At 62.3% G+C, this 23,894-nt stretch carries 21 protein-coding genes; 10 read left to right on the plus strand and 11 right to left on the minus strand.

Annotation, left to right across the window (positions count from 1 at the left end; translation table 11 throughout):
• Positions 1–92: 92 nt before the first annotated feature.
• The 5 genes from miaB (at position 93) to lnt (ending at position 5,552) form a co-directional block, all read left to right on the plus strand.
• On the plus strand, positions 93–1,421 hold the full coding sequence (gene miaB / locus KI235_RS26470) for a tRNA (N6-isopentenyl adenosine(37)-C2)-methylthiotransferase MiaB (protein WP_003205865.1): 1,329 nt from the start codon (positions 93–95) through the stop codon (positions 1,419–1,421).
• 238 nt (positions 1,422–1,659) lie between these two features.
• Complete coding sequence (locus KI235_RS26475; RefSeq protein ID WP_003205867.1) at positions 1,660–2,670, plus strand: PhoH family protein; 1,011 nt, start codon at positions 1,660–1,662, stop codon at positions 2,668–2,670.
• Positions 2,663–3,121, plus strand: coding sequence for an rRNA maturation RNase YbeY (ybeY, locus tag KI235_RS26480; RefSeq protein ID WP_003205868.1), 459 nt, complete (start codon positions 2,663–2,665; stop codon positions 3,119–3,121). Before KI235_RS26475 ends, ybeY begins: the two co-directional genes overlap by 8 nt.
• A gap of 40 nt (positions 3,122–3,161) precedes the next feature.
• Complete coding sequence (locus tag KI235_RS26485) at positions 3,162–4,001, plus strand: HlyC/CorC family transporter (protein WP_003205870.1); 840 nt, start codon at positions 3,162–3,164, stop codon at positions 3,999–4,001.
• A gap of 27 nt (positions 4,002–4,028) precedes the next feature.
• The gene (lnt, locus tag KI235_RS26490) at positions 4,029–5,552 is read left to right on the plus strand and encodes an apolipoprotein N-acyltransferase (RefSeq protein WP_013694265.1); all 1,524 of its coding nucleotides are present in this window, start codon (positions 4,029–4,031) and stop codon (positions 5,550–5,552) included.
• A 150-nt stretch (positions 5,553–5,702) separates the two neighbouring features.
• Here lnt and KI235_RS26495 read toward each other — a convergent pair whose 3' ends face one another.
• Positions 5,703–6,464 carry a YdcF family protein gene (locus KI235_RS26495; protein WP_027912066.1) on the minus strand — a complete coding sequence of 254 codons (762 nt, stop codon included), beginning with the start codon at positions 6,462–6,464 and terminating at the stop codon, positions 5,703–5,705.
• A 103-nt stretch (positions 6,465–6,567) separates the two neighbouring features.
• Complete coding sequence (locus KI235_RS26500; RefSeq protein ID WP_003205874.1) at positions 6,568–6,888, minus strand: hypothetical protein; 321 nt, start codon at positions 6,886–6,888, stop codon at positions 6,568–6,570.
• Between the two features lie 303 nt (positions 6,889–7,191).
• Here KI235_RS26500 and leuS point away from each other — a divergent pair, with 303 nt between their 5' ends.
• From leuS to KI235_RS26525, 5 genes are all read left to right on the plus strand, one after another.
• Entirely contained in the window at positions 7,192–9,798 is a 2,607-nt protein-coding gene (gene leuS, locus KI235_RS26505) for a leucine--tRNA ligase (protein WP_013694267.1), read from the plus strand.
• Positions 9,799–9,887: 89 nt separating this feature from the next.
• Positions 9,888–10,493, plus strand: coding sequence for an LPS assembly lipoprotein LptE (lptE, locus tag KI235_RS26510; protein ID WP_003205878.1), 606 nt, complete (start codon positions 9,888–9,890; stop codon positions 10,491–10,493).
• 39 nt (positions 10,494–10,532) lie between these two features.
• The gene (holA, locus tag KI235_RS26515) at positions 10,533–11,570 is read left to right on the plus strand and encodes a DNA polymerase III subunit delta (protein ID WP_003205880.1); all 1,038 of its coding nucleotides are present in this window, start codon (positions 10,533–10,535) and stop codon (positions 11,568–11,570) included.
• A 245-nt stretch (positions 11,571–11,815) separates the two neighbouring features.
• The gene (arfA, locus tag KI235_RS26520) at positions 11,816–11,980 is read left to right on the plus strand and encodes an alternative ribosome rescue factor ArfA (RefSeq protein WP_003205882.1); all 165 of its coding nucleotides are present in this window, start codon (positions 11,816–11,818) and stop codon (positions 11,978–11,980) included.
• Positions 11,981–12,052: 72 nt separating this feature from the next.
• Positions 12,053–13,375 (plus strand): lytic murein transglycosylase, encoded by a 1,323-nt coding sequence (locus KI235_RS26525; RefSeq protein ID WP_003205883.1) that lies wholly within the window; start codon positions 12,053–12,055, stop codon positions 13,373–13,375.
• Positions 13,376–13,487: 112 nt separating this feature from the next.
• On the opposite strand, the gene KI235_RS26530 is transcribed toward KI235_RS26525, so the two are convergent.
• From KI235_RS26530 to mrdA, 9 genes are all read right to left on the minus strand, one after another.
• The gene (locus KI235_RS26530; RefSeq protein ID WP_212795366.1) at positions 13,488–14,420 is read right to left on the minus strand and encodes an LD-carboxypeptidase; all 933 of its coding nucleotides are present in this window, start codon (positions 14,418–14,420) and stop codon (positions 13,488–13,490) included.
• 1,031 nt (positions 14,421–15,451) lie between these two features.
• A complete protein-coding gene (gene lipA / locus KI235_RS26535) occupies positions 15,452–16,474 on the minus strand; it encodes a lipoyl synthase (RefSeq protein WP_003205886.1) in 1,023 nt (340 codons plus the stop codon).
• Between the two features lies 1 nt (position 16,475).
• Positions 16,476–17,123, minus strand: coding sequence for a lipoyl(octanoyl) transferase LipB (gene lipB / locus KI235_RS26540; RefSeq protein ID WP_003205887.1), 648 nt, complete (start codon positions 17,121–17,123; stop codon positions 16,476–16,478).
• On the minus strand, positions 17,123–17,398 hold the full coding sequence (locus KI235_RS26545) for a DUF493 domain-containing protein (protein ID WP_003185772.1): 276 nt from the start codon (positions 17,396–17,398) through the stop codon (positions 17,123–17,125). Before KI235_RS26545 ends, lipB begins: the two co-directional genes overlap by 1 nt.
• An 81-nt stretch (positions 17,399–17,479) precedes the next feature.
• Complete coding sequence (locus KI235_RS26550) at positions 17,480–18,637, minus strand: D-alanyl-D-alanine carboxypeptidase family protein (RefSeq protein ID WP_003205888.1); 1,158 nt, start codon at positions 18,635–18,637, stop codon at positions 17,480–17,482.
• Positions 18,638–18,804: 167 nt separating this feature from the next.
• A complete protein-coding gene (locus KI235_RS26555; RefSeq protein ID WP_003205889.1) occupies positions 18,805–19,830 on the minus strand; it encodes a septal ring lytic transglycosylase RlpA family protein in 1,026 nt (341 codons plus the stop codon).
• Entirely contained in the window at positions 19,830–20,840 is a 1,011-nt protein-coding gene (gene mltB / locus KI235_RS26560) for a lytic murein transglycosylase B (RefSeq protein ID WP_003205890.1), read from the minus strand. Before mltB ends, KI235_RS26555 begins: the two co-directional genes overlap by 1 nt.
• A gap of 17 nt (positions 20,841–20,857) precedes the next feature.
• Positions 20,858–21,961: a rod shape-determining protein RodA gene (gene rodA / locus KI235_RS26565; RefSeq protein ID WP_043042958.1), complete on the minus strand. Its 1,104-nt coding sequence runs from the start codon at positions 21,959–21,961 to the stop codon at positions 20,858–20,860.
• 31 nt (positions 21,962–21,992) lie between these two features.
• Positions 21,993–23,888, minus strand: a complete 1,896-nt coding sequence (gene mrdA, locus KI235_RS26570; protein ID WP_003205893.1) for a penicillin-binding protein 2 — start codon at positions 23,886–23,888, stop codon at positions 21,993–21,995.
• Between the last annotated feature and the right edge of the window lie 6 nt (positions 23,889–23,894).

Raw genomic sequence — 23,894 nt, forward strand, 5'->3', positions numbered from 1 at the left:
CTATAGCATAGCCACTGCTCGCACAGCGGTGGGAACCCAGGGACTTGTTCTCTATAATGCGCGGTTCTTTGAATCACGTGATGATCCCGTCCATGGCCAAGAAGCTTTACATCGAAACCCACGGTTGCCAGATGAACGAGTACGACAGCTCGCGCATGGTCGATCTGCTGGGTGAACACCAGGCCCTGGAAGTCACCGCCCGCGCTGAAGACGCGGACGTGATCCTGCTCAACACCTGCTCGATTCGCGAACGCGCCCAGGACCGGGTGTATTCCCAGCTCGGCCGCTGGCGCGAACTGAAGTTGGCCAACCCGGAGATGGTCATCGCCGTGGGCGGTTGCGTGGCCAGCCAGGAAGGCGCGGCCATTCGTGATCGCGCACCCTACGTGGACGTGGTCTTCGGCCCGCAGACCTTGCACCGCCTGCCGGAGATGATCGACGCCGCGCGCAGCACCAAGCTGCCGCAAGTGGACGTCTCGTTCCCGGAAATCGAAAAATTCGACCACCTGCCCGAACCGCGCATCGACGGCCCAAGTGCCTACGTGTCGGTGATGGAAGGTTGCAGCAAGTACTGCACGTTCTGCGTGGTGCCCTACACCCGCGGCGAAGAAGTCAGCCGGCCGTTCGACGACGTGATCGCCGAGATCATCCACTTGGCGGAACACGGTGTGCGCGAAGTGACCCTGCTGGGGCAGAACGTCAACGGCTATCGCGGCCTGACCCATGACGGGCGCCTGGCGGACCTCGCCGAACTGATCCGCGTCGTGGCGGCAGTGGATGGCATCGACCGCATCCGCTACACCACGTCTCATCCGCTGGAGTTCTCCGACAGCCTGATCCAGGCCCACGCCGAAGTCCCCGAACTGGTCAAGCACCTGCACCTGCCGGTGCAATCGGGCTCCGACCGGATCCTTGCGGCCATGAAGCGCAACCACACGGCGCTGGAGTACAAATCCAAGCTGCGCAAGTTGCGCGCGGCAGTGCCGGGGATCTGCATCAGCTCGGACTTTATCGTCGGCTTCCCTGGCGAAACCGAGAAAGACTTCCAGCAGACCATGAAGCTGATCGAAGACGTGGGTTTCGATTTCTCCTATTCGTTCGTCTACAGCCAGCGCCCTGGCACTCCGGCGGCCGACCTGGCGGACGACACGCCCGAAGAGCTGAAAAAGGAACGGCTCAACGCCTTGCAACATCGTCTCAACCAGCAAGGTTTCGAGATCAGCCGACAAATGGTCGGTTCCGTCCAGCGGATTCTGGTGACCGATTACTCGAAAAAGGACCCGGGCGAGTTGCAAGGACGGACCGAAAACAACCGCATCGTCAACTTCCGCTGCGACACCCCGGCCCTGATCGGCCAGTTCGCCGACGTGCACATCGACGCCGCGCAACCGCACTCCCTGCGCGGTTCGCTGATCCAGTAACCTGCTAAAAAACACTATTGTCTGTGCAAGCAAGACCTGTGGGAGCAAGGCTTGCCCGCGATAGAAGCACCGCAATCTCACTGAAGACCGCGGCGCCTTGATCGCGGGCAAGCCTTGCTCCCACAATGGGTTGTGCCAACCCTGTGATCAGATTCGCCTGTTTAAGAGCTTTCGCACCCAGCCTACTGGCGTTATCCTTGATTTCACCTTAATTGCCCCCGGGCGGCTAAAAACGACCTTGAACGCACCCATCGAACCACATCGCTTTATTCTCGAGCCCTTTGAGGCTCGCCGCTTCGCCAATCTGTGCGGGCAATTCGACGAGCACCTGCGCTTGATCGAACAGCGCCTGGCCATCGAGATCCGCAACCGCGGAAACCAGTTCGAACTGATCGGCGAACCCAAGCACACCACCTCCGCGGAAAACCTGCTGCGCCGCCTCTACCGGGAAACCAAGGGGAGCGAGCTGTCGCCGGATACGGTCCACCTGTTCCTGCAGGAGTCGGCTGTCGAAGAACTCGACAACCACGCCCCGTCGGAACCGGCCGTGGCCCTGCGCACGAAAAAAGGCATGATTCGCCCTCGCGGCTTGAATCAGCAGCGCTACGTGAAGGAAATCCTGGGCAACGACATCAACTTCGGCATCGGCCCAGCCGGTACCGGCAAGACCTACCTGGCCGTGGCCTGCGCCGTCGATGCGCTGGAACGTGAACAGGTGCGGCGCATCCTGCTGGTGCGACCGGCGGTCGAAGCGGGCGAAAAACTCGGTTTCCTGCCCGGCGACCTGGCCCAGAAGATCGACCCGTACCTGCGCCCGCTCTATGACGCGCTGTATGAAATGCTCGGCTTCGAATATGTCGCCAAGCTGATCGAGCGCCAGGTCATCGAGGTCGCGCCACTGGCCTACATGCGTGGTCGGACGCTGAACAACAGCTTCATCATCCTCGACGAAAGCCAGAACACCACGGTCGAGCAGATGAAAATGTTCCTGACCCGGATCGGCTTCGGCTCCACCGCCGTCATCACCGGGGACATCACCCAGGTCGACCTGCCCCGTGGCACCAAGTCCGGGCTGAACCATGTGATCCAGGTCCTCAAGGACGTGCCGGGCATCAGCTTCACGCACTTCATGCCCAAGGATGTCGTGCGCCATCCGTTGGTGCAACGCATTGTCGAAGCCTACGAGCGTTTCGAGAATCGCGCCGATGAAGACTCGGCCGAAAGCAAAGGCAATCGCCACAATGCTTGAACTCGACCTGCAAGTGGCGTGCGAACACGCCGCCCCCAGCGAAGCCCAGTTCCGCCAATGGTGCGAACTGGCCCTGCGCCAGCGCAGTGCCGACTCGGAGCTGACGATCCGCCTGGTGGACGAACCCGAAGGCCGTGAACTGAACCACACCTGGCGGCAGAAAGACTACGCCACCAACGTGCTGTCGTTCCCCGCCGATGTGCCTGACGAACTGCTCGACATCCCACTGCTGGGCGACCTGGTGATCTGCGTCCCGGTGGTGGAGCGTGAAGCAGCGGAACAAGACAAGACCCCTGAGGCCCACTGGGCCCATCTGGTGATTCACGGCTGCTTGCATCTACTGGGTTACGACCATATAGAAGATGACGAAGCCGAAGAAATGGAAGCACTGGAACGAACGTTGCTTGCAGAGCTGGGTCATCCCGACCCCTACGCCGGCGACGAACACTGATACATCAACCTGTAACGACAAAGGATTCAGAGTAATCGCTATGAGCGAAGATCGATCGAGCAACGGGCAGAAGTCATGGCTGGGCAAGCTCACCCAGGCTTTTGCCCATGAGCCGAAAAACCGCCAGGAGCTGCTGGAGCTGCTGCGCGATGCACACCAGAACAAACTGCTGGACAGCGAAGCGCTGGCCATTGTCGAAGGCGCCATCCAGGTCGCTGACCTGCAGGTCCGGGACATCATGGTCCCGCGCTCGCAGATGGTCAGCATCAAGGCGACCCAGACCCCTCGCGAATTTTTGCCCGCCGTGGTCGACTCCGCTCACTCGCGCTATCCGGTCGTCGGCGAAAGCCATGACGACGTCATGGGCGTGCTGCTGGCCAAGGACCTGCTGCCGCTGATCCTTCAGGAGAACGGCGACAGCTTCAACATCAAGGACCTGTTGCGCCCGGCCACCTTCGTGCCCGAGTCCAAGCGCCTGAACGTGCTGCTGCGTGAATTCCGCGCCAACCACAACCACATGGCCATCGTCATTGACGAATACGGCGGCGTGGCCGGCCTGGTCACCATCGAAGACGTGCTCGAGCAGATCGTCGGCGACATCGAGGACGAGCACGACGTCGAGGAAGACAGCTACATCAAGCCCCTGCCCAGCGGCGACTTCCTGATCAAGGCCCTGACGCCGATCGAGAACTTCAACGAATTCTTCGACAGCCAATTCTCCGACGATGAGTTCGACACCGTCGGCGGCCTGGTGATGAGTGCTTTCGGGCACCTGCCCAAGCGCAACGAAACCACGGAAATCGGCTCCTGGCGCTTCCGCATCCTGAATGCCGACAGCCGTCGGATTCACTTGCTGCGCCTTTCGCCCATTGGCCGATAACCCCTGCGAGACCCGCTAAGGACAAAAATGCGCTGGATAACCCGCCCCGGCTGGCCCGGTAACCTGCTGGCCATGGCGGCCGGTGCGATCACCACCCTGGCCCTGGCGCCGTTCGACCTCTGGCCGCTGGCATTGCTGGCGGTCGGTTTGTTCTACGCCGGGCTGCGCGAACTCTCGCCACGCCAGGCCCTGGGCCGAGGCTGGTGTTTCGGTTTTGGCCTGTTTGGTGCCGGCACCAGTTGGATCTACGTCAGCATCCATAACTTCGGCGGCGCCTCGGTGCTGCTCGCCGGGTTGTTGATGCTGCTGTTCATCGCCGCCATCGCCTGGTTCTTCGCCCTGCCCGCCTGGCTCTGGGCGCGCTGGCTGCGCCGCAACGAAGCGCCGTTGGCCGATGCCCTGGCGTTCGCCGCCCTGTGGTTGGGCCAGGAAGCCTTCCGCGGCTGGTTCCTCACCGGGTTCCCCTGGCTGTATTCCGGTTACAGCCAGCTCAACGGCCCGCTGGCCGGCCTCGCGCCGCTGGGCGGAATGTGGCTGATTTCCTTCACCCTGGCCTTGACCGCCGCGCTGCTATACAACGCGCCCCGGTTGATCCGCACCGGGCGCAAAGGCTTTATCGCCGCGGGCGTGGTGCTGCTGATCGGCCCATGGGTGGCCGGCCTGGCCCTCAAGGGCCATGCCTGGACCAGCCCTTCGGGCGCCCCGCTGAGCGTCGCGGCGATCCAGGGCAACATCGAACAAAGCATGAAGTGGGACCCCGAGCAGCTCAACGCGCAGTTGGCGCTGTACCGTGACATGAGCTTTGCCTCCAAGCGCGTCGACCTGTTGATCTGGCCGGAAACCGCGGTACCGGTGCTCAAGGAATCTGCCCAGGGTTACCTGGACATGATGGGCAGCTTCGCCGCCGAGCGGCATTCGGCGTTGATTACCGGTGTGCCGATTCGCCAACTGGTACATCGCGAGAAGCGCTACTTCAACGGCATCACCGTGACCGGCGAGGGCGACGGTACCTACCTGAAGCAAAAACTCGTGCCATTTGGCGAATACGTGCCGCTACAGGACATCCTGCGTGGCCTGATCGCCTTCTTCGACCTGCCCATGTCGGACTTTGCCCGGGGCCCGGCCGACCAGCCACTGCTGCAAGCCAAGGGTTACCAGATCGCGCCGTTCATCTGCTATGAAGTGGTCTACCCGGAATTTGCCGCCAGCTTGTCAGCGCGCAGCGACCTGCTGCTGACCATCAGCAACGACACCTGGTTCGGCACCTCGATCGGCCCGCTGCAACACCTGCAAATGGCCCAGATGCGCGCCCTGGAAGCCGGCCGCTGGATGATCCGCGCCACCAACAACGGCGTGACCGGGCTGATCAACCCCTTCGGCCAGATCACCGCACAGATCCCGCAATTCGAGCGCGGCATCCTCTACGGCGAAGTGGTGCCGATGCACGACCTGACGCCTTACCTGCAATGGCGCTCATGGCCGCTGATCATCTTGTGCGCGTTGCTGCTGGGCTGGGCGTTGATGGCGGGACGGATGGCCAGGACGGTTTGATCCCTCGGCGATGAACTACCTTGGGGCCAAAGAGCTTCTTGTGGGAGCAAGGCTTGCCCGCGATGCAGGCGCCCTGACTCCCAAGGCAGGACCGCGTCGACTTCATCGCGGGCAAGCCTTGCTCCCACAACTCTCCCACATCCTCAATACTTAGCGGTAGAACAACGCATACCCCACCAGCCCCGCCGCCTCATTCATCAACTGCCCGGATTGCCAGATCGACTTGAACTCCGGCATCCAGCCGCCCAACGGTCGGGCATTGTCCTGCCCCAGGAAACCCACCGGCGCCGGCACCACTTCAAACCCCGCGCGTTCGAAACTCCAGACCGACCGCGGCATGTGCCAGGCCTGGGTGATCACCACGACCCGCTTGATGCCTTCCGGCAACAGGATCTCGGCGCTCATCTGGGCGTTTTCCCAAGTGGTGCGGCTACGTCCTTCCTGCCAGCGCACGTTGACGCCGAAATCATCCAGCATCGAGTCGGCCATCAACTTGGCCTCGCTGGGTGGGGTGCCGTAGTGCAAGCCGCCGGTGGTCAGCACGGGCAAGCCCGACGCCTTGGCCAGCCGCGCCGCATAACGCTGGCGCTCCAGGCCGACACCGGTGGGCTGGTCGGCGCCCCAGGCCAGGTCGCCGCGCTCGCGACCGGATCCCAGCACCACGATGGCGTCGGCACGCTGGGCCAGGGTTGCCCATTCACTGCGCAGCAGCGGCGGCTCACGCTCCAATGCCTTGGCGCTCCACTGCACCACCACCGGCAGGCTCATCAACCAGAAACCGCCCAGGCCCACGGCGAAACACAGCCGGGCCAGGCGCGGCCGAGAATGGCGCCACCACCAGGCGAGCGCCAACAGCAGTAAAAGAATGCCGGGCGGCAATAGAAGTTGTTTGATGAAATAGCGAAACGGCATCGGGCATCTCCATAGATGCCCGAAGCCTAAGTGGGTTGACGCAAAGCGACAACAGATTCGAAAAAGCCTTGAACCAAAAAAAGCGACACGCGTGAATCCGGCTTTACTTGAACTGCAGCGACCGGATCCTTACAGCATCCTTATCAGGCGTCCGGTCCTTGAGCCACACAACCTTGGCCGAACGGGGCGTATCGAGACGCTTGAGTACCTGGGCCTCACTGGTGGAGGTTTGATGTCCGACCTGTTCGAGGTAAGCCTCGACCAGTTCGAACTCCGCGGGGCTCAAGCCTCGCAGTTCCAGCTCTACCGGGCGTTCATCACGCAAGCGACCGGCGGTTCTTGCAGCGTCCAGGGCCACCCCGAGACGATCGATCAGTTTTTCGTACAACTCAGGTGTAGCGACTTTTCGTTGTGATTCAACCATCCCTCACCTCATTGAAGATAAGACTCACTCCCCATTGAGAAGCTTAGCTTCGCTGGGCAAACCGGCAGGGCGCCGCGACCAACGGCCCTGAACACGGGTCATCGCCGATGATCGGCAGTGGCTCGGCGGTGGTTCGGCAGCAATCAGGGTTTCCCTCGGCAGAGCGCGGTCATGTATGCTACGGCGCTTCCTGTAACTCCACTTCCAGCTTGGCTGGGCATCGAAAACGCCGCATTCGGCGTCGTCTGCGTCCAGCATGGCAACGAAGAGGATTGGGCCACCCCATTCAGTACAAAAGTAGCCATGCACGAACACTACCAGCCCCGTGAAATCGAAGCCGCCGCCCAGTCGTTCTGGGACGAGCAAAAGTCCTTTGAAGTCAGTGAACAGCCAGGCAAGGAGACGTACTACTGCCTGTCGATGTTCCCTTACCCCAGCGGCAAGCTACACATGGGGCACGTGCGCAACTACACCATCGGCGACGTGATCTCCCGCTACCAGCGCATGCAAGGCAAGAACGTCCTGCAACCCATGGGTTGGGACGCCTTCGGCATGCCGGCGGAAAACGCCGCGATGAAGAACAACGTGGCCCCCGCCAAGTGGACCTACGAAAACATCGCCTACATGAAGACCCAGCTGCGCAGCCTGGGCCTGGCGGTGGACTGGTCCCGCGAGGTCACCACCTGCAAGCCCGACTACTACCGCTGGGAACAATGGCTGTTCACCCGCCTGTTCGAAAAAGGCGTGATCTACCGCAAGAACGGCACCGTGAACTGGGACCCGGTGGACCAGACCGTACTGGCCAACGAGCAAGTGATCGACGGTCGCGGCTGGCGCTCCGGCGCGCTGATCGAAAAGCGCGAGATCCCGATGTACTACTTCAAGATCACCGCCTACGCGGATGAACTCCTGGAGAGTCTCGACGAACTGACCGGTTGGCCCGAGCAGGTCAAGACCATGCAGCGCAACTGGATCGGCAAGTCCCGGGGCATGGAAGTGCAGTTCCCTTACGACGTTGCCTCCATTGGCGAAACCGGCACCCTGAAAGTCTTCACCACCCGCCCGGACACCCTGATGGGCGCCACGTATGTGGCCGTGGCCGCCGAGCATCCGCTGGCCACCCTGGCGGCACAGAACAACCCTGAGCTGCAGGCGTTCATCGCCGAATGCAAGGGCGGCAGCGTCGCCGAAGCCGATGTCGCCACTCAAGAGAAGAAAGGCCTGCCGACTTCGTTGTTCGTCGAGCACCCGCTCACCGGCGAGAAACTGCCGGTGTGGGTCGCCAACTACGTGCTGATGCACTACGGCGACGGCGCTGTCATGGCGGTGCCGGCCCACGACGAGCGCGATTTCGAATTCGCCCACAAGTACAACCTGCCGGTCAAAGCTGTCGTGCGCACCAGCGCCGGCGACCAGACCCCCGAACCTTGGCAGGACGCCTACGGCGAACACGGCGAGCTGATCAACTCCGGTGAGTTCAACGGCCTGGATTTCCCTGGCGCGTTCGATGCCATCGAAGTCGCCCTGATCAAGAAGAACCTCGGCGCCTCGCGCACCCAGTTCCGCCTGCGGGACTGGGGCATCAGCCGCCAGCGCTACTGGGGCTGCCCGATCCCGATCGTGCATTGCGATACCTGCGGCGACGTACCGGTGCCGGAAGATCAACTGCCCGTGGTCCTGCCGGAAGACGTCGTACCCGACGGCGCCGGTTCGCCCCTGGCGCGCATGCCCGAGTTCTATGAGTGCAGCTGCCCGAAATGCGGCGCACCGGCCAAGCGTGAAACCGACACCATGGACACCTTCGTCGAGTCGTCCTGGTACTACGCGCGCTACGCCTCGCCGCACTATCAAGGCGGCCTGGTGGAAAAATCCGCGGCTGACCACTGGTTGCCAGTGGACCAGTACATCGGTGGCATCGAACACGCCATTCTTCACCTGCTCTACGCACGCTTCTTCCACAAGCTGATGCGTGACGAAGGCCTGGTGAGTTCCAACGAGCCGTTCAAGAACCTGCTGACCCAAGGCATGGTGATCGCCGAGACTTACTATCGTCGCGAAGCCAACGGCGCCTACACCTGGTTCAACCCGAGCGACGTCGAACTCGAACGCGACAGCAAGGCCAAGGTCATCAGCGCCAAGCTGATCGCCGACGGCCTGCCGGTGGAAATCGGCGGCACCGAAAAAATGGCCAAGTCGAAGAACAACGGCGTCGACCCACAGTCGATGATCGACCAGTTCGGCGCAGACACCTGCCGCCTGTTCATGATGTTCGCCTCGCCACCTGACATGAGCGCAGAGTGGTCCGATTCCGGCGTCGAGGGGTCGCACCGTTTCCTCAAGCGCGTCTGGCGCCTGGCGCAAGCCCACGTCACCCAGGGCCTGCCGGGGAAACTGGACGTTGCCAGCCTGAACGACGAGCAGAAAGCCATTCGCCGCTCGATCCACCTGGCCATCAAGCAAGCCAGCCATGACGTCGGCCAGAACCACAAATTCAACACCGCCATCGCCCAAGTGATGACGTTGATGAACGTGCTGGAAAAAGCCGCGCAAGGCACCGAACAGGATCGCGCTCTGGTTCACGAAGGCCTGGAAGCCGTGACGTTGCTGCTCGCGCCGATCACCCCACACATCAGCCACGAGCTGTGGAATCAACTGGGTCACGCCGACCCGGTGATTGACGCACGCTGGCCGGTGGTGGACGAAACCGCGCTGGTGCAGGACAGCCTGACCCTGGTCATCCAGGTCAACGGCAAGCTGCGCGGCCAGATCGAAATGCCGGCCGCCGCCACTCGCGAAGAAGTCGAAGCCGCTGCGCGGGCCAACGAAAACGTGCTGCGCTTTGTCGATGGCCTGACGATTCGCAAAGTGATCGTCGTACCCGGCAAACTGGTCAACATCGTCGCAAGCTAATTGGATCGGGCGCGGGCTTGAGCCTGGCGCCGAATACAACCTGCGGGGTCGCATCGTCGACCTCCATAGGGTTCAAGGGGAGCAACAAGATGATCAAACGTAATCTGCTGGTAGTGGGCCTGGCGGTCCTGTTGAGCGCCTGCGGCTTCCAACTGCGCGGCACCGGCACCACCGAGCTGGCGATCAAGGAACTGGACCTCAGCGCACGGGACGCCTTTGGCGACACCGTCAAGATGCTGCGCGACACCCTGGAAAACAGCGGTGTGAAAGTCTACACCGGGGCCCCGTACAAGCTGGTACTGACCCGTGAACAGCAAAGCCAGCGCAGCCTGAGCTATGCCGGTGCCGGTCGTTCCGCCGAGTACGAACTGAACGACGTGCTGAGCTATGAGATCCGCGACCAGAACGACTTGGTGCTGCTGGACGACAAGCTCCAGGTGCAGAAGGTCTACCTGCACGATGGCAATAACATCACCGGTTCCGACCAGGAGTCCACCGAAGTGCGTGGCGAAATGCGACGCGACCTCGTACAACGCATGATGCTGCGCCTGCAACAGCTGAGCCCGACCCAGCTGGAACAGCTGCAACAGACCGCCAACGCCCGCGCCAAGGCCGAAGCCGATGCGCTGGAAGCGGCACGCAAGGCTGAGGCGGAAACCCCGCAACAGTCGCCAATGCAGATCCCGGCTGAATAAGCCTTGCGGGGCGCTCCGGCGCCCCGCTCGCCTTTTCTTATGAAGCTCGCTCCCGCCCAACTCGGCAAACACCTGCAAGGCGCCCTCGCGCCGGTCTACATCATCAGTGGCGATGACCCACTGCTGTGCCAGGAAGCCGCCGACGCCATCCGCTCCGCCGCCCGCCAGCAAGGCTTCGACGAGCGCCAGGTCTTCGCCGCCGACGCCAGTTTCGACTGGGGCACGCTGCTGCAGGCCGGGGCGAGCATGTCGTTGTTCGCCGAAAAACGCCTGCTGGAACTGCGTTTGCCCTCCGGCAAACCCGGGGACAAGGGCGCCGCCGCGCTGATCGAATATTGCTCACGCCCGGCCGAAGACACGGTACTGCTCATCAGTTTGCCGAAACTCGACGGCAGCGCGCAGAAGACCAAATGGGGCAAGGCCCTGGTCGAAGGCCCACAGACCCAGTTCGTGCAGATCTGGCCGGTGGACGTCAGCCAGTTGCCCAGCTGGATCCGCCAGCGCCTGTCCCAAGCCGGTCTCTCGGCCAGCCAGGACGCAGTGGAGCTGATTGCCGCCCGGGTCGAAGGCAACCTGCTGGCCGCCGCCCAGGAAATCGAAAAGCTCAAGCTGATGGCCGAAGGCGGACAGATCACCGTGGAAACGGTGCAGGCTGCCGTGGCCGACAGTGCGCGCTTCGATGTCTTCGGGCTGACCGATGCGATCCTCAACGGTGAAGCCGCCCATGCCCTGCGCATGCTCGAAGGCCTGCGGGGCGAAGGTGTCGAACCGCCGGTGATCCTCTGGGCCCTGGCCCGGGAATTGCGCCTGCTGGCCAACCTGTCCCTGCAATACAGCCAGGGCGTACCGCTGGACAAGGCCTTCAGCCAGGCCCGCCCGCCCGTCTGGGACAAACGCAAACCGCTGATGAGCAAGGCCCTGCAACGCTATTCCGCATCGCGCTGGGCGCAATTGCTGCTCGAGGCCCAGCGCATCGATGCGCAGATCAAGGGCCAGGCCGCCGGCTCGCCGTGGATGAGCCTCAGTCGCTTGTCGCTGTTGATGGCTGGACAGCGGTTGACGTTGCCTGCCGAATAAGCACGCACTGAAGGCTGTTCTGCGGCGAAGATATCTGTGGGAGCAAGGCTTGCCCGCGATGAAAGCAGCGCGGTGTCTCTGAAACCGAGGTGCCTGTATCGCGAGCAAGCTTTGCTCCCACCTATCGGCGCCACAAGTCGTGTGTTCGTCTGAATGACATTTCCTACGCAATGCAGGGACTGGACAGCCCCCCAACTCTGCCCCATGATTTATCCCGCAAAACCCACCCTACGAGAGTACCCACCATGAGCAAAAAGCCATCCAAGCATGGCCCCAACAAGGCCAAGTCCATCGTCGCCCAGCCCCTGTTCCGCAGCCGCCAGGAACGACCCGCCAAAGGCAAAGGCAGCTACCGCCGCGAAGCCTTCCAGTCTGACAACTGGGAGGCTTCTTGCTTTCTGGCCGCTTGAAACACCAGGACAAGCCCTACGCCCCTTTCGCATGTTAAGGTCAGCACCTGATTTGTATTTCTGGACCCGTGCATGCCCTTCTGTCTTTCCCATCGTTGGCCACTGCGCCAAATGATTGTTGCCGCAAGCGTTGCCCTGCTTGTCGCCTGCGCCGAAAAACCTACTGCCGCCGACGCCCAACCGCTCCAGACAGCCCCCGCCGTGACCGCTCCGGCCATCGTGCCGCCTCTGGTACCGACCGGTGAAGACCTGGCCATTGCGCCCACCCAGACCTTCGCGCAATGGCAGGCCGGGTTTCGCAAGGAGGCACTGGCCGCCGGGATCCGTGGCGACCTGTTCGACCGTGCGTTTATCGGCGTCAGCCCGGACATGAGCGTGATCAAGGCCGATCGCAGCCAGCCGGAATTCACCCGTCCCGTGTGGGAATACCTCGATGGCGCGCTGTCGCCACTGCGGGTCAACAAAGGCAAGAGCCTGATCCAACAGAACGCCCAGATCCTGCAAAGCATCGAGCAGCGTTACGGCGTCGATCGTGAGGCGCTGGTAGCGGTGTGGGGCATGGAGAGCAACTTCGGCCAGTTCCAGGGCAGCAAGTCGGTGATCAACTCCCTGGCGACCCTGGCCTACGAAGGACGGCGCCCGGGTTTTGCCCATGCGCAACTGATCGCCGCGCTGCAAATCCTGCAACAGGGCGATATCACACCGGAAAAAATGCTTGGCTCCTGGGCCGGCGCCATGGGCCAGACCCAGTTCATTCCCACCACGTACAACACCCATGCGGTGGATTTCGACGGCGACGGTCGCCGCGACATCTGGGGCAGCTCCACCGACGCCCTGGCCTCGACCGCCCACTACCTGCAAAGCTCCGGCTGGCAGCGTGGCCAGCCGTGGGGGTTCGAAGTCGATCTCCCAGAGGGCTTCGACTACACACTGGCCGATGGCACGATCCGCAAGCCTGTTGCTGAATGGGAGCGACTGGGGGTTTCAGAATATGGTGGCCTGCCAATAACCCCGGATGACAAACAGCTGTCGGCGTCCCTGCTCCTGCCGGCCGGCCATCGCGGCCCGGCGTTCCTGATCTTTGATAACTTCCGCGCCATCCTCAAGTACAACAACTCGTCGTCCTATGCCTTGGCGGTCGGGTTGTTGTCAAAGCGCTTTACCGACGGCGGGCTGGTCTATGGCCAGTGGCCCAAGGAGGACCTGCCCCTGAGTCGCAGCGAACGCATCGAGCTGCAAACCCTGCTGGGCAAGCACAACTATGACGCGGGCAACCCCGACGGCATCATCGGCGCCAACACCCGCAAGGCCATCCGCAGCGCCCAGCAGTCGTTCGGCTGGCCGGCTGATGGGTATCCGACGCACCAGTTGCTGGAGGCGTTGCGTAGCCGCTGAATTGCCTTATGGCGACTACCGCTTTCGCGAGCAAGCCCGCTCCCACAGGTATTCCCGATCAACCTGTGGGAGCGAGCTTGCTCGCGATGACTGATTTGCGGACGCTACAGAACTAGCAGCTAACCACCACATCCTGCTCCAGCGCCAACCTCTTCTCCCCCGCATCCAGCGTCACCAATGCCCCCATGGGCAAGGTCAGGTTCGGATCGCAGTGCCCGCTGCGCCAGCCGGACAGCACCGGGATGCGCAATGGCTCGAAGGTCTGCTTGAGCAATCGGTTCAACGCCTCGACGTCGACCCCGGCCACATCCCCCACCAACACGCCGCGTAGCTGGTGCAACGTGCCGGCCAACCGCAGCTGCGTCAGCAGTCGGTCGATGCGGTACAACGGCTCGTTGACGTCTTCGATGAACAGGATCACCCCTTCGGCGTCGATCTGATAAGGCGTGCCCATGGTCGCGGCAATCATCGACAGATTGCCGCCCAGCAGACGTCCATGGGCGATGCCCGGCTCAACGGTGGTCAACGGGTAGGCGGCGGGATGGTTCAGCGTGCTGCCGGCCTTCAACTGTCCACGCAGCAGGCTGAAGAACGAGGTGACGGTTGGGGGTTCCTTGTCGCCCAGCAGATCGGCATTGAGCAGCGGCCCGTGGAAGGTCACGAAGCCGGCGTAACGGCTGATGGCCAGGTGCAGGGCGGTGATATCGCTGTAGCCTACGAATGGTTTGGGGTTGCGCTTTAAGAGCTCGAAATCGATACGATCGAGTAGACGGGGCGTGCCGTAGCCGCCGCGTAGGCAGATGATGGCTTTGACTTCTGGGTCGGCGAAGGCGGTGTGCAGGTCGTTGAGCCTTGTCTCGTCGCTGCCGGCCAGGTAGTTGTCCTTTTCGTAGACGCCGGGGAATATCCGGAGCTCATGACCCCGGGCGCGCATCCATTGGATGGCTTTTTCCGTGTCCAGGGGGGCGGGGCCGGCGGGGGCGATCACGGCGATCAGGCCTTCTTGAGGGAGGGCTGGGACGGGGTGGTGTGGGGTTAGGGCCATGGGGTTCCCAGTTTTCTTGATCGTGTGTATATCCGTTTTTTTTGTAACGGCGGCTGGCGGTTCCGCCCTTACGGCGGGTCACTTTTGGAAAGAGCGCCAAAAGTAACCAAAAACGCTCTGCCCCACCACTTGGCACCTCGCCTAGGCTCGGTTTGCCCTCACTCCGGCATTGCTCCGTGGGCCGCCGCGAAGGGCCATCCATGGCCCAGCGCGGCTAACCCGGCATCCATGCCGGGATGCCCACTGCGCAATGCCTGCGTTCGGCCAGCGTGGTTTAACGGGGCGCCCAAGATCAAAAGCCAAAGCAAAGCAAAGCAAAGCCAAAGCGCGGCACATCCAGCATTTACGTAGCTGTGCCACCGCTATCGCGAGCAAGCTCGCTCCCACATTGGATCTTCAGCAGCCACAAAACTCATGTACACCGCTACCCCTTGTGGGAGCGAGCTTGCTCGCGATGAGGCCAGCACATCCAACATCCTCATCGACTGTGACATCGCCTTCGCGAGCAGGCTCGCTCCCACATTGGATCTTCAGCAGCCACAAAACTCATGTACACCGCTACCCCTTGTGGGAGCGAGCTTGCTCGCGATGGGGCCGGCACATCCAACATCACCGCAAACTGACACACCGCTTTCGCGAGCAAGCCCGCTCCCACAGGGGAAACGCGGTCTCACCAAGAACCAGGTCGGCTCTAAGGCCGCCTCGCTTTGGCTTTTGATCTTGATCTGGGGCGCCCCGTTAACCACGATGGCTGAACGCAGGCATTGGTTCGTGGGCAACCCGGCATGGATGCCGGGTTAGCCGCGCTGGGCCATGGATGGCCCTTCGCGGCGGCCCACGAACCAATGCCGGAGTGAAGGCATGCCGAGCCCAGGCGAGGCACCGAGTGGTGGGGCAAAGCGCTTTTGGTTACTTTTGACTGGGCCGGCTTCCGGGCTTTTCCAAAAGTGACCCGCTGTAAGAGCGGAACCGTCAGCCGCCGTTACGCAAAAACGGATATACACACCACCCCAAAAACCAACGCTAAAAAATCAGGACCCGAGCAGCTCAGCCTTAACCAACTTAGCCTGCTCATCCGCATGATACGAAGACCGCACCAACGGCCCCGAAGCCACGTTCTTGAAGCCCATCTTGTACCCTTCCTCAGCAAACCAGGCAAAGGTATCCGGATGCACAAAACGCTGCACCGGCAGGTGACTACGCGAAGGCTGCAGGTACTGGCCCAAGGTCAGCATATCGATGTCATGCTCACGCATGCGCTTCATGACCTCGATGACTTCCTCATCGGTCTCACCCAGGCCCAGCATCAAGCCAGATTTGGTCGGAATGTGCGGCATCATCTGCTTGAAGCGTTGCAGCAAGGTCAACGACCACTGGTAATCCGAACCCGGACGCGCGGCCTTGTACAGGCGCGGTACGGTTTCCAGGTTGTGGTTGAACACATCCGGCGGCTCGGCCGCGGTGATTTCCAGGGCGATGTCCATGCGGCCACGGTAATCGGGCACCAGGGTTTCCAGCTGAACGTTCGGCGACAGCTTGCGGATCTCGCGGATGCAGTCGGCAAAGTGCTGGGCACCGCCGTCACGCAGGTCGTCGCGGTCCACCGAGGTGATGACCACGTACTTGAGCTTCAGGTCGGCGATGGCGATGGCCAGGCTTTCCGGCTCGTTGGTGTCCAATGGCTTCGGACGGCCGTGGCCGACGTCACAGAATGGGCAGCGACGGGTGCAGATGTCGCCCATGATCATGAACGTGGCGGTGCCGCCGGAGAAGCACTCACCCAGGTTCGGGCAGGAGGCTTCTTCGCAGACGCTGTGCAGCTTGTGCTTGCGCAGCAGGGCCTTGATCCGGTCGACTTCCGGGGACACCGGGATGCGCACGCGGATCCAGTCAGGCTTCTTCGGCAATTCGGTGGTCGGAATGATCTTGACCGGGATGCGTGCAACCTTCTCGGCGCCGCGCAGCTTGACGCCGGCCTCTACCTTGGCACGTGGGGCCGGACGCTCGGTGACGTCCTGCGTCGGGATAATGGTTTGCACTGCATCAGTAGTCATATCAGTCGATTCCGCCCGTGAGGGTCGTCTGCTCAGCATAGTCGAGGTGTTTGACGAGCTGCGCGCGCAGCCGGGCACTTACCTCGGCAAATTCAATCGATCCTGCATGCTCGCTCAACTGGGTCATCGCCAGTCCCGCGTAGCCACAGGGATTAATCCGTCGAAATGGCGCAAGGTCCATGTCCACGTTCAGCGCCAGGCCATGAAACGAACAGCCGTGGCGGATTCGCAATCCCAAGGAGGCGATCTTCGCTCCGTCGACATAGACACCCGGCGCATCCGGCTTGGCCGCCGCCGTCACACCGTAGCTGGCCAGCAGCTCGATCAGGCATGTCTCCATGCGGGTGACCAGCTCGCGCACGCCAAACCCCAGCTTGCGCACATCCAGCAACAGGTAGGCGACCAATTGGCCAGGGCCATGGTAGGTCACCTGCCCGCCCCGGTCGACCTTCACCACCGGGATATCCCCCGGCAGCAGCAGGTGCTCGGCCTTGCCGGCCTGGCCCTGGGTGAACACCGGCGGGTGTTCCACCAGCCAGACTTCATCGTCGGCGGTGGTGCCGCGTTCATTGGTGAAGCGTTGCATGGCATGCCAGACCGGCTCGTAAGCCATCGTGCCCAGCTCGCGAAAGCCCAGCGTGCCCGGCATCACAACACCATGTGCACGAAACCGGTCGCGCGCAGCTCGCTGTTGATGTCGTAGAGCTGTTCCTGACCGGTGGCAATGATGTGCAACTGGATCGTCGTGTACTTGCCGTTGGTACTCTGGCGCTCGGCCAGGGTCTTGTGGTCAACGGTGGCATGTTTTTCAAGGATCGCAATGATCCGGTCCTTGAAACCCACGCCGGTGTCGCCGATGACCTTGATCGGATAATCCGCGCAAGGGAATTCGATCTTTGGCGCTTTTACTTCAGAGTCTGTCATGGGGTAACGGCCTCGTAAGCCGTGGTAACGCACATGGCCCCGCTCCGGATGGGAACGAGGCCATGCAGGTCAACACTTCAATCAGTTGAACAAGCCGTAGAAGAATAGACGGATGCTATCCCACATGCGGCGGAAGATACCACCTTCCTCGACCGCGTCCAGAGCGATCAGGTCGGCGCTGTGCACCACTTTGTCGTCCAGTTTGACTTCGACTTTACCGATCACGTCGCCCTTGGCGATGGGAGCGGTCAGTTGCGGGTTCATGGTCATGCTGGCAGCGAGCTTCTTGAGCTGGCCTTTAGGCAAGGTCATGGTCAGGTCTTGGGCCAGGCCGGCCTTCACCTGATTGGTGGTGCCTTTCCAGACCTGGGCCTGGGCCAGTTCGGTGCCCTTCTGGTAGAAGGTCTGGGTTTCGAAGAAGCGGAAACCGTAGGTCAGCAGCTTCTGGGTTTCAGCGGCACGGGCCACTTCGCTGCTGGTGCCGAAGACGACGGCGATCAGGCGCATGCCATCACGGACAGCCGAGGACACCATGCAGTAGCCAGCCTCGTCGGTGTGGCCGGTCTTCAGGCCATCGACGGTCTTGTCGCGCCACAGCAGCAGGTTGCGGTTAGGCTGCTTGATGCCGTTCCAGAAGAATTCCTTCTGGGAGTAGATGGCGTAGTGCGCCGGGTCTTCATGAATGATCGCCCGTGCCAACAGCGCCATGTCGTGAGCCGACGAGTAGTGCTCAGGGTTCGGCAGACCGGTAGGGTTCATGAAGTGGCTGTTGGTCATGCCCAGGTCGGCCACGGTTTTGTTCATCATGTCGGCGAACGCATCTTCGCTGCCGGCGATGTGCTCGGACAGGGCGACGCTGGCGTCGTTGCCGGACTGGATGATGATGCCGTGCAGCAGGTCGCTGACGGTCACTTGCGAACCGACCTTGATGAACATCCGCGAACCGCCGGTACGCCAGGCGTTTTCGCTGACGGTCACCGGATCGTTTTCACCGATCTGGCCGCGACGGATTTCCAGGGTGGCGATGTAGGCGGTCATCAGCTTGGTCAGGCTGGCCGGTGGCAGGCGCTGGTCGCCGTTGTTCTCTACCAGGACCTCGCCGCTGCTGGCATCCATGAGCACAAAGGATTTGGCGGCCAATTGAGGAGGCGCAGGCATCATCTCGACCGCGAACGCGGCTGGAGAGAGAAGCAGCGGGACTAGCAGGCAAAGGCGTTTGGCAAAGGTGGTGATGTTCATCCGTCTCTCGAAATCGCTAATGGAACTGCCCGAAGGCAAAACTAAACAGGCAGCCTCTTAACGGGCCACCGCGTATTTAAGTTGCTCACTCACAACCCTTGCCGGGCTTTTGTTATTCATGGAGCCAACAACCTGACCCGCTCCAACCGCAAGCGGGCCTCAATCAATTACTCGGCGGTGACCAGGCTCGGCGAACCGAGATTGGCCAGGCGCACACTGTTCTGTACTTGCTGGACTTCACCCGGAGAACCGATCGGCCCCAGACGCACCCGATGCAGTGTCTGCTGGTTGCGCACGATCGAGCTGATGAACACCGGGGCGCTCACCATCGAGCTGAGCTTCGACCTCAGCAGCTCGGCAGCGTCCGGGTTGGCGAACGCGCCCACTTGCAGAAACTGGCCAGACGCTGTTGCAGAAGCGTTTTTTTTTGCGTCGAGCTGAACGGGCACTACGGCCGCCGCGTGCTGCTGCGGCGGTGGCGTCCACTGCTCGACCGTGCCGGTGGACGCCGTCACGGTCGGCGCGGCATTTTGCGCCACTTTCGGCTCGTTGAGCATCAAAGGCGCCGGACGGCCGCGTTGGGCCCACCATTCCTGCGGGTCGATACCTTCGACCTTGACCCGGGCGGTGCCGATTTCAGCGTAACCAAGTTTTTTCGCCGCCGCATACGACAAGTCGATGATGCGGTCGGAATAGAACGGCCCACGGTCATTGACCCGCAGGATCACGCTCTTGTTGTTGTCCAGGTTGGTCACCCGCACATAGCTGGGCAGCGGCAAGGTCTTGTGGGCCGCGCTCATGCCATACAGGTCATACACTTCGCCGTTGGCGGTGTTCTGGCCATGGAACTTGGTGCCGTACCAGGACGCCGTGCCCGAAGCGACATAGCGCTTGGAGTCGCTCAGCGGGAAATAGGTCTTGCCCAATACCGTGTACGGGTTGGCCTTGTAGGGGCCGGTGTGCAGGGTCGGCGTCGCGTCGGGAATGCGCGAGACATCCACGTCCCACCACGGCGCGCCGTCCTTGTGGGCCCGGTTGATGTCCAGGCCCGGCGTCGCGCGCACGGCGGTGGAGTCTTTCTGGGCCGGCGTGCGGCTGGTCGAACAACTGACGACCAACAGCGACAGCGCGGCCAACGCCACGAGCTTGAGGGGCTTGGTTTTCAGGGGTTGATAGGTAGGCAGTGCCCGCATTATTTGACGCCCCGTGCTTTGACCAGCTCTTCAGACAGTTGATATACGGCCATGGCGTACATCACGCTGCGGTTATAACGCGTAATCGCGTAGAAATTCTTCAGGCCCATCCAGTATTCGGGGCCTTGTTCGCCTTCCAGGCGTATCGCGGTGACCGGCATGTCGTCACGCAGCGCATCATGACTCGACCAGCCCAACGCCCGCAACTCCCCGACGGTTTTCGTCGGCTCGATGCCCTCGGTCAGGCCCTCGTCCACCTGCTCGCCACGCACGTCGGCCCGGCTGACCACCGGCTGGCCGGCTTCCCAGCCGTGGCGCTTGAAATAGCTGGCAACACTGCCGATGGCATCGGTCGGGTTGGTCCAGATATTGATGTGGCCGTCGTCGTCGAAGTCCACCGCGTAAGCGCGAAAACTGCTGGGCATGAATTGCGGCAGGCCCATGGCCCCGGCGTAAGAACCCTTGAGGGTCAGCGGGTCGACCTGCTCTTCGCGGGCCAGCAGCAGGAACTCGCGCAGCTCCTTGCGGAAGAATTCGGCGCGCGGCGGGTAGTCGAAGCCCAGGGTCGACAGCGCGTCGATCACCCGGAAATTCCCGGTGTTACGGCCAAAGAAGGTCTCGACGCCAATGATAGCCACAATGAACTGGGCTGGTACGCCGTACTCCTGCTCGGCACGGGCCAGGGCCGCCTCGTGCTGGCGCCAGAAGTCCACGCCCCGGGCGATACGCGCCTCGGTGATGAACATCGGCCGGTACTCGCTCCACTGCTTGACCCGCTCGGCGGGCCGGGAGATGGCGTCAAGGATCGACTGCTTGCGCTCGGCCTCGCGAAACACGCCCATCAGCTGCTCACCGGCAAAACCGTAGTCGCGGGTCATCTCACCGACGAATTCGGCCACCTGCGGCGAGCCTTCGTATTCGCCAGCCTGGGCATGGGACGCACCGCCCAGGAAGCCGACCAGGCCGATCCACGGCGCATATCGCGTCGACCAGCCACGCATTGCTTGCATTGAACTCTTCACCTTATTCAAACCTGCGCGATCCATTTGCGATGCGTATGAATCGACATCAAGACCCCAAACGCTGACAGTAGTGTCACCAGCGAAGTTCCTCCGTAGCTAATGAATGGCAACGGCACCCCCACGACCGGCAACAGGCCACTGACCATACCGATGTTGACGAAAACATAAACAAAAAACGTCATGGTCAGGCTGCCCGCCAGCAACTTGCCGAACAACGTCTGGGCCTGGGCGGTGATCACCAGCCCCCGGCCGATCAGCAGCAAATAGATCAGCAGCAGCACGCAGATACCCACCAGGCCGAACTCCTCGCCCATCACGGCGATGATGAAGTCGGTGTGGCTTTCCGGCAAAAAGTCCAGGTGCGACTGGGTGCCCATCAGCCAGCCCTTGCCGAACACCCCGCCGGAACCGATGGCGGCCTTGGACTGGATGATGTTCCAGCCGGTGCCCAGCGGATCGCTCTCCGGGTCGAGGAAGGTCAGGATTCGCTGCTTCTGGTAGTCGTGCATCACGAAGTACCACATGGCCACCGACACCGGCACGGCGATGGCGATCACGCTGAGGATCCAGCGCCAGCGCAACCCGCCCATGAACAGCACGAAGGCACCACCGGCCAGGATCAGCAGCGAAGTACCCAGGTCCGGCTGGCGCACGATCAGGATGAACGGGATGCCGATCAGCAACAGGCTGATGCACACGTGCTTGAGCTGCGGCGGCAGGGTGCGTTTGGACAGGTACCAGGCGATGGTCGCCGGCATGATGATCTTGAGGAACTCCGAAGGCTGGAAGCGGACCACCCCGGGAATGTTGATCCAGCGGGTGGCACCCATGGCGTTGTGGCCCATCACGTCCACCACCACCAGCAGGCCCACGCCCACCACATAGGCCAGCGGCACCCAGCGGGCCATGAAACGCGGCTCGAGCTGGGCAATGACGATCATCGACACCAGGCCGATGCCGAACGAGGTGGCCTGCTTGCCCAGCAGGTCCCAGTTCTTGCCACTGGCCGAATACAGCACGAACAGGCTGCCTGCGGCCAGGGTCAGCAGCAGGATCAGCAACGGACCATCGATGTGCATGCGCTGCAACAGCGTGGCACGACGGCGCATCACATCTTCGCTGGAGAGGATCCGGTCGAAATTATTCTTCACGGGCCGTAGCCTCCGCAGTGGTGGGGCTTGCGTATTCAGGCTTGAGCTGGCCGTGCTCGTCCAGCAGCCAGGCGTCCATGATCTGGCGCACCACCGGCGCGGCGACGCCGGAACCCGACTCACCGTTCTCGACCATCACCGATACGACGATCTTCGGGTTGTCGGCCGGCGCGAAGCCGACGAACAAGGCGTGGTCGCGATGGCGTTCCTGGACCTTGGAGCGGTCGTACTTCTCGCCCTGCTTGATGGCGACGACCTGGGCCGTACCGCTCTTGCCGGCAATGCGGTAGGGCGAGCCGATGGCCGCCTTGCGGGCGGTGCCCCGGGCGCCGTGCATCACCTGCTGCATGCCGTTGTTGACCTTCTGCCAGTCCGACGGATTGCGCAGGATGATGTCTGGCATCGGGTCCGGGTCCACCGGTTTCTGGCCTTCGATGGTCTTGGCCAGGTGCGGGCGATACCACTTGCCCTTGCTCGCCACCAGCGCCGTGGCCTGGGCCAGCTGCAAGGGCGTGGCCTGCATGTAGCCCTGGCCGATCCCCAGGATCAGGGTTTCGCCGGGGAACCAGGCCTGGCGCCGGGTCGCGCGCTTCCATTCCCGGGACGGCATCAAGCCAGGTGACTCTTCGAACATGTCCAGGGAGACCTTCTGACCGATGCCGAACTTGCCCAGGTAGGACGACAACCGATCGATCCCCAGCTTGTGGGCCAGGTCATAGAAGTAGGTGTCGTTGGAACGCATGATGGCCGTTTCCAGGTCCACATAACCGTCGCCGGTGCGGTTCCAGTTGCGGTACTTGTGGTCGTAGTTGGGCAGCATGTAATAGCCGGGGTCATAGACCCGGCTCGACGCGGTCACCACGCCAGAGTCCAGCCCGGCAATCGCCACGGCAGGCTTGATGGTCGACCCCGGCGGATAGAGGCCGCGCAGCACACGGTTGAACAGCGGCCGATCGATGGAATCGCGCAACTCGGCGTAGGCCTTGAAGCTGATACCGGTGACGAACAGGTTCGGGTCGAAACTCGGCTGGCTGACCATCGCCAGCACCTCGCCGGTGTTCGGGTCCAGCGCCACCACGGCGCCACGGCGACCGCCCAGCGCCGCTTCGGCGGCCTCTTGCAGCTTGATGTCCAGGCTCAGGACGATGTCCTTGCCGGGAATCGGGTCGGTGCGCTTGAGCACCCGCAATACGCGGCCGCGGGCGTTGGTTTCGACTTCCTCGTAACCCACCTGGCCATGCAGCTCCGGCTCGTAGAAACGCTCGATACCGGTCTTGCCGATATGGTGGGTGCCGCTGTAATTGACCGGATCGAGGGTCTTGAGCTCTTTCTCGTTGATCCGCCCCATGTAGCCGACCGAGTGGGCAAAGTGCGGCCCCTGGGGATAATGACGCACCAACTGCGCCACCACCTCGACGCCGGGCAGGCGGAACTGGTTCACGGCGATCAGGGCGATCTGCTCTTCGGTCAGCTCGAACAGGATCGGCACCGGCTCGAACGGACGTCGGCCCTGGCGCATGCGCTTCTCGAAGATCGCCCGGTCCTCGGGCGTCAGTTGCAGCACTTCGACGATCACGTCGAGCACGTGCTGCCAGTCGCCGGAGCGCTCGCGGGTCATGCTCAGGCTGAAGCTGGGCCGGTTATCCGCCACCACCACGCCATTGCGGTCAAAGATCAACCCGCGGGTCGGCGGAATCGGCTGCACATGCACCCGGTTGTTTTCCGACAGGGTCGAGTGGTACTCGTACTGGATCACCTGGAGGAAATACAAGCGCGCAATCAGCACGCCGATCAGCGTCACCACCGTAATAGCGCCGAACACGACGCGGCCCCGCACCAGGCGGGCGTCTTTTTCGTGGTCCTTGATACGGATCGGCTGGGGCATGGGGCA

Origin of the sequence: Pseudomonas sp. St386 (assembly GCF_018325865.1) — a bacterium.
GTDB lineage: Bacteria > Pseudomonadota > Gammaproteobacteria > Pseudomonadales > Pseudomonadaceae > Aquipseudomonas > Aquipseudomonas brassicacearum.

Coding starts and splice junctions, on each gene's coding strand:
- lipB (WP_003205887.1), bottom strand. CDS start 17,123: ATGCCGGGCACGCTGGGCTTTCGCGAGCTGGGCACGATGGCTTACGAG.
- KI235_RS26555 (WP_003205889.1), bottom strand. CDS start 19,830: ATGCGGGCACTGCCTACCTATCAACCCCTGAAAACCAAGCCCCTCAAG.
- KI235_RS26485 (WP_003205870.1), top strand. CDS start 3,162: ATGAGCGAAGATCGATCGAGCAACGGGCAGAAGTCATGGCTGGGCAAG.
- KI235_RS26550 (WP_003205888.1), bottom strand. CDS start 18,637: ATGAACATCACCACCTTTGCCAAACGCCTTTGCCTGCTAGTCCCGCTG.
- lptE (WP_003205878.1), top strand. CDS start 9,888: ATGATCAAACGTAATCTGCTGGTAGTGGGCCTGGCGGTCCTGTTGAGC.
- lnt (WP_013694265.1), top strand. CDS start 4,029: ATGCGCTGGATAACCCGCCCCGGCTGGCCCGGTAACCTGCTGGCCATG.
- KI235_RS26495 (WP_027912066.1), bottom strand. CDS start 6,464: ATGCCGTTTCGCTATTTCATCAAACAACTTCTATTGCCGCCCGGCATT.
- lipA (WP_003205886.1), bottom strand. CDS start 16,474: ATGACTACTGATGCAGTGCAAACCATTATCCCGACGCAGGACGTCACC.
- holA (WP_003205880.1), top strand. CDS start 10,533: ATGAAGCTCGCTCCCGCCCAACTCGGCAAACACCTGCAAGGCGCCCTC.
- KI235_RS26525 (WP_003205883.1), top strand. CDS start 12,053: ATGCCCTTCTGTCTTTCCCATCGTTGGCCACTGCGCCAAATGATTGTT.
- leuS (WP_013694267.1), top strand. CDS start 7,192: ATGCACGAACACTACCAGCCCCGTGAAATCGAAGCCGCCGCCCAGTCG.
- rodA (WP_043042958.1), bottom strand. CDS start 21,961: ATGCGCCGTCGTGCCACGCTGTTGCAGCGCATGCACATCGATGGTCCG.
- mltB (WP_003205890.1), bottom strand. CDS start 20,840: ATGCAAGCAATGCGTGGCTGGTCGACGCGATATGCGCCGTGGATCGGC.
- KI235_RS26545 (WP_003185772.1), bottom strand. CDS start 17,398: ATGACAGACTCTGAAGTAAAAGCGCCAAAGATCGAATTCCCTTGCGCG.
- mrdA (WP_003205893.1), bottom strand. CDS start 23,888: ATGCCCCAGCCGATCCGTATCAAGGACCACGAAAAAGACGCCCGCCTG.
- KI235_RS26530 (WP_212795366.1), bottom strand. CDS start 14,420: ATGGCCCTAACCCCACACCACCCCGTCCCAGCCCTCCCTCAAGAAGGC.
- KI235_RS26500 (WP_003205874.1), bottom strand. CDS start 6,888: ATGGTTGAATCACAACGAAAAGTCGCTACACCTGAGTTGTACGAAAAA.
- miaB (WP_003205865.1), top strand. CDS start 93: ATGGCCAAGAAGCTTTACATCGAAACCCACGGTTGCCAGATGAACGAG.
- arfA (WP_003205882.1), top strand. CDS start 11,816: ATGAGCAAAAAGCCATCCAAGCATGGCCCCAACAAGGCCAAGTCCATC.
- ybeY (WP_003205868.1), top strand. CDS start 2,663: ATGCTTGAACTCGACCTGCAAGTGGCGTGCGAACACGCCGCCCCCAGC.